A 12,963-nucleotide genomic window follows, 5' to 3' on the forward strand; every position below is an offset into this window, starting at 1 on the left:
ACCAGAATAGTAAAAAAAGAAGAGCGGACCCGGTGGGATTTGAACCCACGACCCCCGGGTTAGAAGCCCGGTGCTATATCCTGGCTAAGCCACGGGACCAGCAATTGGTACTATACTGTGGTGTACGAAATAGCTGTTTATACATAAAAGGTTTTTGTGTGAATTTTTTTATTTTCCTACGTAACAATAAATATACATATATAATGTCATAAACATCAAAGAGTTATTAAAGTATATTCATTTATTAGAGGGCAACTTATGACTGAGTTATTAATTTATGTGAATGGTGATTATGTACCAAAATCTAAAGCAACAACATCAATCTATGACCATGGGTTCTTATATGGAGATGGTGTGTTCGAAGGAATACGGGCTTACAATGGAAGAGTGTTCAAACTAGGAGAACATATTGATCGTCTTTATGATTCAGCAAAGGCAATAGCACTTAATATTCCATTAAGTAAAGATGAAATGTCAGAGGCTATACTTGAAACACTCCGAAAAAACAATCTAAAAGATGCTTATATACGACCTATAGTTTCAAGAGGAACAGGTGACTTGGGGCTAGATCCTAGGAAATGTAAAAGTCCTAACGTGTTCATAATAACTCAACAATGGGATGCTATGTATGGTGACTTATATGAAACAGGGCTAAAAGCCGTAACTGTAGCTGTTAGAAGAAATGCTCCGGATGCGTTGTCACCTAATATAAAGTCACTGAATTATTTGAACAATATCCTCGCTAAAATCGAAGCTAATGAAAAGGGTGGAGATGAAGCCATATTTTTAGATTCAAGGGGATTTATATCAGAAGGATCTGGGGATAATGTTTTTTGTATAAAAAATGGAATAATATTGACGCCACCAACTATTAACAACTTGAAAGGTATTACAAGAAGTGTTGCGATTGAAATACTTTCAAAACTAGGCTATGAAGTTCTGGAAAGAGATATTTCACTTTTTGATCTTTATACAGCAGACGAAATATTTGTTACCGGTACAGCTGCTGAGGCGGCCCCCATAACTCTTATAGATGGAAGAAATGTTGGTAACGGTAGTGTTGGTCCAATAACAAAACAAGTAGCTGATAGTTTTGCAGAACATACTAGATCAAACGGGACTAAAATTTAAAGTAAGTCTTACTAATTTAATAATTTTTTTTTTATTTCTAAGTAGAATTCAGAAAGTCTTGAGGTGAAGTAAATGGATAAGCGGATGATAGAAAATATTAAACATCTTAACGACTCTTTAATCGTGGTATTGATATTAATGCCGGCTACGATAATTATTGTTTTTGAAGCAATAGCTACCATCCCGGAACTAAGAATTCTTTCAATAATCACCTGGATAATTTATCTATGTGGACTTGGCTATGTTTCTTACAGGCTAATCTATTTGAACAATAAATTGAATCAATACCTAAAAGATGAATAAAAAATGCAGCGTAAAGAGTTCAGAAACCTTATAACAGTCGATGAAGCAAAAAATCTATTTCTAAATCTTGGATGTAGCTATACTTCCTGTCCAATTTTGATTGAAAATAGTGAAGGTTCGATTTTAAATGAAGATATTAGTTCTATCATTAATGTTCCACCATTTGATAAATCATTAATGGACGGTTTTGCTGTAAAAGCAAGAGATACCTATAAATCCTCAGAATCTTCTCCAATAAAACTTAAACTAGTTTATCCTTCAGTTGAGCCAGGCACTATCCCAAAAAATGAAATATCTACAGGTGAAGCAGTAGAAATCTCTACGGGTGCTGCTATCCCAGAAGGATCCGATGCAGTAGTGATGGTTGAATATACTCATGTAGAAGGCGATTATCTTTATGTGTATCGACCAGTTTATCAAAAGGAAAATGTGATGTCAGTAGGTTCTGATATTCTCAGAGGACAAAAACTTGTAAAACTTGGAGAAAAAATCAGGCAAAGAGATATTGGATTACTAGCAGCTACTGGTAAAAGGGAAGTAAACGTTCGAAAATTAAATGTTGGCATTATATCGACTGGAGATGAACTTGTTAACCCCGGACAAATTCTTTCAATGGGGCAGATATACGATACAAATTCTTATTCTTTATATTCTGCTGTAAAGGAGGTTGGAGGCACTCCTCATATGTATGGGACTGTTAAAGATGATTGGTTGGAAATGCGATCAATTTTGAAAAAAGCGGTTGATGAATGTGAACTGGTGTTAACTTCTGGGAGCACATCGGCAGGGTCAGGGGACATAATGTATCGGATAATAGGAGAAGAAGGGGATATTCTTGCACACGGAATAAACATCATGCCAGGGAAACCGGTGGTAATTGGCAAGATTGGAGAAAAAGTTGTTATTGGGCTTCCCGGGAATCCTACTTCTGCATTAATGATATTCAAAGAATTTGTGGCACCCTTTATCAAAAAAAGTTTGGGTGATATGAAAAGTTATAAAATTGATAGAATTGTAGCATTTGCAGGTTCTAGTATCAGATCGGGAGGCAGGCATCAACTATTACCTGTAGGTATTATTAGGGATAAATTGTATCCTGCTGATAAGGGTTCAGGTGCAATCACTACTTTATCTCAGGCAGATGGTTTCATTGAAGTAAATGCAGAAACTGAACATATTCATATGGGTGAAAAACTAGAAGTAACTTTATTTGATACATCTGAGAAACCAGATTTATTGATAGCTGGGGGACTATGTCAAGGTCTTGATATACTTGAAAAGTTAACAGGTTTGAACTTACGAATTATTAATAGCTCATCATCTGGTGGTTTTAGTTCAATCTCAACAGGTACGGCAGATGTTGGTTGTGTAAATATGCCATTTGAATCTGGTTATAACGTAGAAATGATGCAACAGATGGGTCTTTATGATTCAGTACTAGTGAAAGGTTATCGTAGAAGCCAGGGTTTAATTGTAAAACCTAGTTCTACGATTTATAGTATTGAAGACTTACCTAATAAAAGGTTTAGCAACAGAAATGGGGGTTCAGGAACACGAAAACTTTTTGATATATGTGTTAAAAACTTCTCATTAAATAATGGGTTAGATTTCCATTCATTTTTGAATTCGATTATTGGGTATGATTCTGAGTCTAAAAGTGCCCTAGAGTCCTGCAACTTAGTATTAGATGATTCAGTAGATGCTACTTTTGCCCCTAAATATATTGCTGATGATTTGGGCCTTCGTTACGTTCCAATTGCAGAGGAAGAATTTGACTTTGTGATTCCAAAAAAACTGCTTAAGACTCCAGAAGTAGATAAGATAATTAAATATTTAAACTCTGATGAGTTTGGTCACTCATTGCCAGAGGGACTATATACATACAAAAGGACAGGCGAAATTATAGATATTTTTGAGGAAGATTCATCCAAAAATGTTATAATTTGAGTTGCTCATTAGTAGTAACTTAGTTACGTTTAGAACATAGTGTTTATTATTTTAGGATGTGTACTTTAGATGGGCATACATGATGATATACAGGCTGTAGAAGCTGAGATTAGAGACACACCATACAATAAAGCTACGTCTCACCACATAGGGAAACTTAAAGCAAAACTAGCTCGTCTTCGGGAAGAATTAGAGAAAAAAGCATCTTCAAAATCGAGTGGAGATGGTTATTCTGTAAAAAAATCAGGCGACTCTACAGTTGCTCTTGTAGGGTTTCCTTCAGTAGGTAAATCCACACTTCTCAATAAATTAACAGGAGCAAAATCTGAAGTAGGTGCATATGAATTTACAACGCTTGATGTGATACCGGGAGTTTTGGAATATAATCACGCCACTATACAAATTCTTGATGTCCCAGGACTTGTTAAAGGTGCATCTAGTGGGAGGGGTAGAGGAAAAGAAGTAATTTCAGTTGTAAGAAACTCCGATCTAGTTGTATTTTTATTAGATGTATTCCAACTTAATCACAGAGAAGTTTTAATAAAAGAATTGTATGATGCAGGTATAAGAGTTGATTCAAAACCTCCTGATGTTATTATAAAGAAAGCAGATAGAGGAGGAATTTCAGTAAATAGTACTGTTGACTTAGATCTCTCTGAGGATTTGATTAAGGATATAATGGGTGAATATAAGATTCATAACGGACATGTTCTCATAAGGGAGAAGATAGACGTAGATCAATTAATTGACTCAGTAATGGGTAACCGTGTATACATCCCATCAATTACTGTTGTAAATAAAGTTGATATGGCGGAAGACAACATGCTGATAGAAGCAAAGGAACAATTTCCTGAAGCAATTTTCATTTCAGCTGATAGAGAAATTAACTTGGAAGAAGTCAAAAAGTCTATTTTCAATTCACTTGATTTTTTAAGAGTATACCTGAAACCCCAAGGTGAACCCGCTGATATGGACGAACCTTTAATAATAGCAAGAGGATCTAAAATTAGTGATGTATGTGATAAACTTCACCGTGATTTCAAAGATAAGTTTAGATATGCTCAAGTATGGGGAGACTCTGCAAAACACCCAGGTCAAAGAGCAGGCCTAGAGCATGAACTGGAAGATGAAGATATATTGACTTTAATTATACAAAAATGATGTTTAATCAATAGTCACTTATGATTAAGAACTAGTTAAAACAATTAACTATAAGTAATATTATTGATATTTGTGAGAAAAGCAGTCCCGTAGGGTAGTGGTCAATCCTTCGGGCCTTTGGAGCCCGAGACGGTGGTTCGAATCCGCCCGGGACTACTGACTGAATGTCCAGAGTCCTGTGCCCTTAAATGCTCTAATGGAGGGTAAAGGGACATGGAAAACAAAAGCAGAAGCGTTGATGATACTCATCGCTTCGACCACTCTTATGATCTTTCTACACTGAGGTTCAAAAAGTCGACCGACAGTGCGGCAAATCTGGATCTGATGAACAGATTTGTTTTAAGTTGTAGACGAGCAGGTATTAGGAAATCTACTATTCTATCGTACGTCAATACTGCTAAGAGACTGTTGGAACATATGCAGGAACTGGGTATTCAGAAGGACTTGCATGAGATTGATCAATACGATTTTGATATTATTTTGTTACTGAAACAGGGGACTATTCGAAACTATAAGAAATTCGTCAAAAAATTCTATGGGTGGTATGTGGATGAAAATCCATTGAATGCTACTGAAACAGAATTGGGGAATATGAGATGGTATAGTAGACTGAAATTGGAATCTATTGATTCCACAGTACAACCACATGAAGTTTTGACCAGTGAAGAAATTGATAGGATGCTAGCGGTTTGTTCGAATAATCCACGGAACAAGGCATTGATAGCAGTACTTGCTGATGGTGGGATGAGGATAGGAGCATTAGGCAGTTGCCAAATAAAACATGTACAACTGAACGATACTGCTGCAAAGATCTACATCTCAAAAACCTCCAAAAGTAAGAAAACCGCAGATGCACGTGGTATTCCACTGACATGGTCTACTGGATACCTTGAACATTGGATTTCAATGCATCCACAGAAAAACAATCCGGAAGCACCTTTATGGGTTTTGAATAACCGTTCATCATCACTTTCTCTTGATGGTAAGCCAATGGGATATAACACACTCAGGAAAGCACTTGAACGCATTGGAGCAAAGGCAGGTGTGAAAAAGAGAGTAAATCCACATGCATTTCGACATTATGCTATAATAAACTGGATATTAGATGGTTTGACCGAGCAGGAAATAAAGCACAGGGCTTGATGGAGTCGTGGCAGTACACGTATTTTCGAAGTATATGCGAATTACACTGATCAGCAGATCAATGACGGAATATATGCTAAATATGGTATCAGCACAGTTGCTGATAAACGTCATATCAAACTAACCACATGTCCTAGATGTAACAATATACTAAGAGCAAATGACAAAACATGTACTCAATGTTCCCTGATTTTGTCTCAGAAAAGTCATAGTAACATGAAACAGCATGGAAGCATTATCGTTGGTGAGATCATGCGACTAATGGTAGAGTTCGATGATTTTGATTCTAATATTGTTTATTCTGTTAATAATAACGATAATGGAGATATCAAGAAGGTTTCAAACAAAGTATATGATATGCTTGAAGAAAGGTTTATTTGAATTAAGTTTTTAATGATTCACATAAACATTCTTAGATGACACGAATCCTTTAAGGGTTTGTGACGTGCTAAAAATAGTGACACAACCAACTCTAATTGAATAACGATATTTTATCAGAACAAAATATCCCATATCAACTGTTTTTTTAGATTGATAATGCTTGTTTGGTAATATTTGATTGGTATGAAACAAAAAAACTAAATATGTCTAAATTTAATTTTTATATGGTCAAAATATGGGTAAATTATCAAATTTAAGTCAATATGGATGGTTAGGCTTCTTAGGATTTTTAGGTTTCTTAGGATTTATTTGGCAAGAATTGTTTTCATTGTTCTTTTTATTCATCCTGTTTTTCTTGTACTTATTAGAAGGTTTGGATAAATCCGAATAATTAAAGTCCTTTTATTTATTTACATGGAATATTCACATGATATTGGTTAGTGCTTTAATCACTTAATCAAATATTTCCACACTCTTTTACTCAATGTTTAATATAATATCTCTATCATCCAATGTTACGTATTTTAATTGTTTTTATAGGTAATATTAACAGCATTAGGAACCAATAATAGTTCACTTCTTGTTCTACTCAAATTTATCAGAATAACAAAAAATGTAGTACTGTAATAATCCCAATCGGATTTTTCTTTTTTCATTTGAGATAGGAACATAACTAGTCCTATTTGGACTATTTCAGGACTACATTTTAGTGATTCTTCTCAAAGATTTGAGTTTTGATATATTATTTAGTATAACTAGCATAAAATAAAAAGTAATGAGTTGTTAGTGTAAGTAGCAGTCGTGCCCTTATAGCCAAAAGGGTGATGATGTATGCAAAGAGGTGCTTGCTTCAATATTTAATAGGTAAGTATTCTATGTTTGGAAACTACTACTTACACTTCTTATAATATTGGTCTTTATACAAAAATGATGTTTTCTGGGTAATAAACATTATCTTTGTTGATAAATACAAGTCGTGTTGAACTAGTTTTGTTCAGCAACAAAAGTTAAAAAATTTAAAATATTGTTGTGTACACTTTATGAGATTTTAAGCATCTACTGCTTTGATATTTTCAGTCAAATTCAAATCATGTTTGAACCTATGCTCGATCATCTATATGGTCAACAATTCTTTTTTTTATTTCAAATTATTTTTCTAGTGTAAAGAGTGAATAATTTTATTTTTACTAAAAAAAATAACATCAGCACATATATAATTTATCATAAACCTATAAGATAATGAATATTATCAAAAATAATAATGTTATATAATGCTGGGGTTTATATTGAAGTGCTTTTGAAACAGGGATTTTTGCTTCATACACTTAATGCCAATACTCAACCTTTCATTATATCGCATAATTTCCCTGTTTCACAAGGTATATTATTTTACAGTGTTGCAAAAATAGCAAATTTCAGAAGAATTTATTTTTATCATCAACTTTGAGTGCCTTTACTTTAATATAGAATGCTATTAGGAGATAAAAAAGATATTTTTCATTTTGGAATAACAATAGTATAAGTGGTTCCATTTGATCTGTCCATTTCAATTTTTCCATTTAATTGTTTTACTAGTAGATTAATCACTGTTAACCCCAATGATTTCATATTATCATAATCAAGATTATCTGGAATACCGATACCATCATCTTGAACCACTAATTCATAAGCATCATCAACTTGCACAAATGAAATTTTGATTTTTCCAGAATCTTTACCAGTAAATGCATGCTTATACGAATTGGTAATGATTTCATTGATGATTAATCCTATTGGTATTGTTTTATCCATGTCAAGATAGTTTTTAGTTACAACAGTTTCGGTTTTTATTTTTTTGTCAATATTGTTATACATTTGAGAAATATTACTTACTAAACTCTCAACGTAATCAGAAATTTCGATGCTTGCAACATTTTCAGTACTGTATAATTTTTCATGTGCTAAAGACATAGAAATGATACGTCTTTGACTATCTTCGAATGCATTTTGGACTTTTTTATCATGTTTAAACAATCTGGACTGCATATTGAGTAGACTTGCAATCACCTGCAAATTATTCTTAACACGATGATGAATTTCTTTAATGATTGTCTGACTTCTGTCATATTCTTCTATTTTTTTGCGTTGTGTAATATCTCTCAAAAATATTGCTACCTTGGTGACCTTATCATCCTCATCAATGATAGGATATGCTAACAATTCTATCCATTCTACATTTGCATCAACGCACCTTATTGGTACGATGTCAGAACACATTTGCTTTGTTTCAAATGCTTTAATACCCGAGCATTCATTCGATTTTTCTTCATAAGTTTGGAATATTTCATGCCATTTTCTTCCAATTAATGGCATTTTACTGCTGTACCATTTTTCCATAACTTTATTAACATCTTTGATGGTCATATCGGATTCGATAATGCAGACAGCATCTTGGATCACTTCAAAGATTCCATCTTTCAGGTTTTTACTTTGCTTCAATTCTTTCTCAATATTAAATTTCTTTGTTATAGTTGTTGAAAGAACTAAGGCAACAAATAAACTTAACAATAAAATGATTGAAGACAATATTAATGTAGATATTATACTGGTAGTTAAGTAGTCATTAATCTCTGTTATTGGTATGATGGCTTTTACGTATCCAAGTGGTTGATCGCTATAATCAGTGAACGGAACTAATATTACCAACTCATTATGGTGCTGATAATGGAGTGTATTCATCTCTTTTAATTTTGCTAATTCATTTTCAGATATAGGTAAAGGGTCTTTTTCAATTGTGCTTGCAAGGTATTCAGTATTTGGTGAATCTAACCAGGAAACAGTTTTTTCAGGCTCGAAAATGTAAATGAAGTATTCTCCACCAAAATCCTTTTTCAGATTGTTGAGGAATATTTGATCAAAGTTTTGACCAATTTCAACAGAACCTATATGCTCATTCTCATAGAATATAGGGGTTACTACTCTAAACCCAAGTCCTCCTCTTCCTTCCTCTAACCCACTTGTGGTAGTAAGGTCACTATTTGCACGATTTACAGTTTCTCTAAAAGAAGAAAGGTCATCACCATAAGTATCTGGCATGTGCAACCTTAAAAAGGATGTAGAATTTGGTAAATGGAACTGGAATTGTGACACTCCACGATCTTTTAATTGTCTGTTTATTTGATATAGTTTATAATATAGTTTTTCACGCTCCCTTTCAGCGAAAAGATATTGATATTCTTCATTTTCAGAGATTGTTATAAGCAACATTTCAGCCTTATCAAGTTGCGCTTCCATTCTATTATCAATGTTTGCTTCCATGTTGTGGGAGATATCACTTAATTGGGAATCAACAATATTATTTTGAAAATACACACTAACAGCAGTTAAACTAAATATCAATATCAAAAAGATTGCAGAAAATACAACAAGTAAACGGTTATTCATGTGATACCTTTTTTAACGAAAACTGTATTATATAAATATCTTTTTAAATTATTTACCGTGGTAAGTTTATGTAAACCTAATAAATGGTTATTCTACTTTAATTGCATTTTTAGTTTAGGAAAAAAAGTTATGAGAACACGGACTAGTATTCATAAATTTAGTAATCTTATTAATATTATTGGCAATATCTAATAACTCATAAATATTATTAATAAATGGAAGTTTAATCATATATTAATGAAAATATTTATAGCAACGAGTAATCTTAATTAACTATTATCAATGCGCTATAAACATGATTTTAAAGTACAACTTGTTGATATAAAATGGTCAGTGAAATATTTCATATATTTTACACTACTTGCAGTAATCATTAGCACATTTGTATATTTGATATCTATATTTTTTTTCTCACAACCTGAAACAGTGAGTTATACTATTACAGAGACAGCAAGTGCATCAGTAGCAAAAGTAACTGTTACAGCACAATATACATCTCTTATTGCATCAATTATATTGTACAATACTATTGCAATGATAGTAGCATGTACAGGGTCAGCACTTATACTGAAAATACACTCAATTATGTTAAATGAATTTAAGATCAAAAAAGAAAAAACGAATTATCTTAAATTTTCACTTGTTATCGAAAGAATACTTAGGCCTTTATATGATATATCTAAATATATTATATTTAAGGTAAAACCAGATATTCATGAAACAACAAAAATAGCAGATGAACACAAAGAGATATCAGATAATTCCATATGGCATTATTCTGCATATACAAAAGAAGAGCACAGATTGTTTTCATATATTTTACCATTTATTGTTCCATTACTGGTTTTATTTGCAAATGGAACATTACTTGGAATTTTATTTACCTATATCAACTTCAATAACGCAATTATTGGTTATAATGCTATGGGGATAGAAGGAATTTTATTTGGTGTTGGCCATGCTATGGTTTTTTTTACATCTTCTATAATATTACATGGATTGATTGAATTACCAGTGATATTTTTTGCAATAGCAATTGGATATAAATTTGCAAAGATACAGTCAAATGAATTAATTAAAAATGATTTATTTATTGATGATAATTTCCATAATTTATTAGGAGATGTAAAAGTAGTCAACAGCATATCAAAAGAATTCTTACTATCATCTCATCTATGGACATTTTTAATAGTAGGTTTTGTGCTCCTATCAATTGCAGCATTTATCGAAGTAAACTATACACCATCAATGGTTGAACTGGCATTAGAAAACTATTACAAAATCATAGAAAATAATTTAATTAGCTAAAAGAAATCTATGTTTCAAGTTTTATTTATTTTTAATATTCCTCCCTAAAACAAAATTTTGATATAAGTTGATAACTATCTTTGACGGCTTGGAAATAATTTCATATTGCTCAATAATGTCTTTATTTATTCGACAGTTAAAATTTTCTGTATGCAATTTACAAATAATCTCGCTAAGCTTATAATTAATCATAAGACTCAGCAAAAAGCAACATGTGTCTGATCGTTATATGTTTTGATTATTTCCAAGAAAATGTAGTGAACAATAAATGTAACAGCAATTAATAAAATATCATTTAATTCAGTTGCAACACTTGTTGCATAAATTAATATCTATTCCCTCATCAAAAACAGATGCTAGGCAAATCTAATTCACATGAGTCATGAACTTGGTGCAAAAGATACATATCAAAGAAATTAATTACAGATCATGGATTGTATATTCATAAGACATCACTATCAATAGACTCATTTTATAGGCAAAATAAGAAAGTAACTTGGAAGAATAAATTAAAATACTTGGTCATTGGATTGCAGACTATCTTGCCATAATTGTTACTCAATTAAAAAGTATGAATCCTATCAGAGGCCCACGTATTGCAATGGCAGCACTATTAATTATAGCAATAAAATTTTTAGGTAATAGTAATTGTTTTCATAATTAAAACTAAAAATTAAATAGTTGCTATATAGTTAATTTATAGTATGAGCAAAAGTGATGATTCTACGGAAGAAGATATTGAAAAATTATTTGAAGCACAGTTAAAAAAAACAAAAGCAAAAAAACATCACCGTGGTTATGGTGATTATGAAAGAAAGGGAATTTATAGGGGAGTAAAAATCAATTCAAAATCTAAAAAATAAGGACGTTAATACTTTTAGATAAGATAAATATTAAGTATATATTGTTACTATTATTGATATAAGGTTATTATTCTTTTAGGTGGTAGAAATGGATTTGGAGGACTTAATTAAAAATATTTCAGGGGATCTAGAGAAACTAATTACTACAAAAACAGTTATTGGTGATCCAATACAAGCTGGAAATAAAACAATTGTACCAATTACTAAAGTATCGTTTGGCTTTGGTGGTGGGGGTAGCACAGATGCAAATAAGAAAGAAACGGCATCCGACTTTGGTGGTGGAGGCGGAGCAGGAGCGAAATTAGATCCAATAGGATTCCTTGTTGTTAGTGATGAGGAAGTTAGATTACTTAGGATATCTGAAAAAACAGATCTAGGTATTTTGATAGAAAATGCTCCAGAAATTATGGAACGTCTTAAACGAAAGAAGACCAACCAAAAAGAAAAGAAAGAAGACCAATCTAGTGTCGATGAACACTAAGTTTTTTTGGTATGAAAAAGTTTCATCTTAAAGAGAAAGTCGGCTAATAATTGAGATTCTTCTTAATATGTTTTCAGTTTTATTCTATGTATTATCTTTTTTTGTGATAATATTTTTATTTTTTATTATAACTCCAATTACTTTAGTGATTAATGTTAGAAGAAAAAATCAGACAATAAACAATTATATTCAAATTAAGTTTTTATTTATCTCTTACAAGTTTAAATTTAATAGAATTAGTCCTCCCAAGTCAAAAGGGGAGAAAAAGCCAACTGATACTAAAATAGAGACTCATTATGATCAAGAAGATATTAAAACACTTATTCCACTTGTGAAAAATTTACTATATCCATCAGGCAAACTAGCAAAATCCTTGCTAAAAAAAACACGTATCAATAATATTTCGATAGATCTAGAATTTGGTCTTAAAGATCCTTTTCTAACTGGCTTATTATGTGGTTATTTATATTCACTTGCTGCTATTCTAAAGCAACTGGCACAAAAAAGTTACTTAGGGATAAACCCGAATTTTAATAGTGATGTATTTGGCTACAAAGGTATAATTATATTTCAAATACAAATTTATAAAATAATTCCAGGGTTTGTTAGCTTTTTTTTAAATAGAGATTTATGGAAATCTATATGGAAGATTTTAATGACCAGATAACTATAAAAACAGTGCCATTTACTAAATTTTATTATTAAAAAGTAAAAATCCTATATATCCGGCTCTGTAGAAATCCTATTTTCCATTACCACTTCAACCTAATATTATAAAAAGGATAAGTCCCCTGTGTTTTTTTGGTAAACAAACAAAAACAA

The 12,963-nt window shown here is 31.9% G+C and carries 11 protein-coding genes and 2 tRNA genes; 11 read left to right on the plus strand and 2 right to left on the minus strand.

The genetic code is table 11. The annotated features are described in order from the left end of the window. Nucleotides 1-24 precede the first annotated feature (24 nt). A tRNA-Arg gene (locus tag J2T59_RS07290) sits at nucleotides 25-99 on the minus strand. A 159-nt stretch (nucleotides 100-258) separates the two neighbouring features. On the opposite strand from J2T59_RS07290, the gene ilvE reads away from it, so the two are divergent. The 7 genes from ilvE (at nucleotide 259) to J2T59_RS07325 (ending at nucleotide 6,066) form a co-directional block, all read left to right on the plus strand. Next, nucleotides 259-1,131 (plus strand): branched-chain-amino-acid transaminase, encoded by an 873-nt coding sequence (ilvE, locus tag J2T59_RS07295; RefSeq protein ID WP_259135276.1) that lies wholly within the window; start codon nucleotides 259-261, stop codon nucleotides 1,129-1,131. 72 nt (nucleotides 1,132-1,203) lie between these two features. Next, nucleotides 1,204-1,434 (plus strand): sodium:proton antiporter, encoded by a 231-nt coding sequence (locus J2T59_RS07300; RefSeq protein ID WP_259135277.1) that lies wholly within the window; start codon nucleotides 1,204-1,206, stop codon nucleotides 1,432-1,434. A 3-nt stretch (nucleotides 1,435-1,437) separates the two neighbouring features. Beyond that, nucleotides 1,438-3,381 (plus strand): molybdopterin biosynthesis protein, encoded by a 1,944-nt coding sequence (locus J2T59_RS07305; RefSeq protein WP_259135278.1) that lies wholly within the window; start codon nucleotides 1,438-1,440, stop codon nucleotides 3,379-3,381. 69 nt (nucleotides 3,382-3,450) lie between these two features. Further along, complete coding sequence (locus tag J2T59_RS07310; RefSeq protein ID WP_259135279.1) at nucleotides 3,451-4,542, plus strand: OBG GTPase family GTP-binding protein; 1,092 nt, start codon at nucleotides 3,451-3,453, stop codon at nucleotides 4,540-4,542. An 83-nt stretch (nucleotides 4,543-4,625) separates the two neighbouring features. Next, nucleotides 4,626-4,698, plus strand: a tRNA-Gln gene (locus J2T59_RS07315). A 57-nt stretch (nucleotides 4,699-4,755) separates the two neighbouring features. Next, entirely contained in the window at nucleotides 4,756-5,685 is a 930-nt protein-coding gene (locus J2T59_RS07320) for a tyrosine-type recombinase/integrase (RefSeq protein WP_259135280.1), read from the plus strand. A gap of 216 nt (nucleotides 5,686-5,901) precedes the next feature. Then, entirely contained in the window at nucleotides 5,902-6,066 is a 165-nt protein-coding gene (locus J2T59_RS07325; protein WP_259135281.1) for a hypothetical protein, read from the plus strand. A 1,497-nt stretch (nucleotides 6,067-7,563) separates the two neighbouring features. Here the strand turns inward: J2T59_RS07325 and J2T59_RS07330 are convergent. Then, entirely contained in the window at nucleotides 7,564-9,489 is a 1,926-nt protein-coding gene (locus tag J2T59_RS07330; RefSeq protein WP_259135282.1) for a cache domain-containing protein, read from the minus strand. A gap of 426 nt (nucleotides 9,490-9,915) precedes the next feature. Between J2T59_RS07330 and J2T59_RS07335 the strand changes: the two genes are divergently transcribed. The 4 genes from J2T59_RS07335 (at nucleotide 9,916) to J2T59_RS07350 (ending at nucleotide 12,808) form a co-directional block, all read left to right on the plus strand. Further along, nucleotides 9,916-10,797 carry a stage II sporulation protein M gene (locus J2T59_RS07335; RefSeq protein WP_259135283.1) on the plus strand — a complete coding sequence of 294 codons (882 nt, stop codon included), beginning with the start codon at nucleotides 9,916-9,918 and terminating at the stop codon, nucleotides 10,795-10,797. A gap of 704 nt (nucleotides 10,798-11,501) precedes the next feature. After that, nucleotides 11,502-11,660, plus strand: a complete 159-nt coding sequence (locus J2T59_RS07340; protein ID WP_259135284.1) for a hypothetical protein — start codon at nucleotides 11,502-11,504, stop codon at nucleotides 11,658-11,660. 88 nt (nucleotides 11,661-11,748) lie between these two features. Then, the gene (locus J2T59_RS07345; protein WP_259135285.1) at nucleotides 11,749-12,141 is read left to right on the plus strand and encodes a GerW family sporulation protein; all 393 of its coding nucleotides are present in this window, start codon (nucleotides 11,749-11,751) and stop codon (nucleotides 12,139-12,141) included. A 67-nt stretch (nucleotides 12,142-12,208) separates the two neighbouring features. Next, on the plus strand, nucleotides 12,209-12,808 hold the full coding sequence (locus tag J2T59_RS07350; protein WP_259135286.1) for a DUF2953 domain-containing protein: 600 nt from the start codon (nucleotides 12,209-12,211) through the stop codon (nucleotides 12,806-12,808). Nucleotides 12,809-12,963: the final 155 nt, after the last annotated feature.

It is taken from the genome of Methanosalsum natronophilum, from assembly GCF_024808815.1.
Classification (GTDB): Archaea; Halobacteriota; Methanosarcinia; order Methanosarcinales; family Methanosarcinaceae; genus Methanosalsum; species Methanosalsum natronophilum.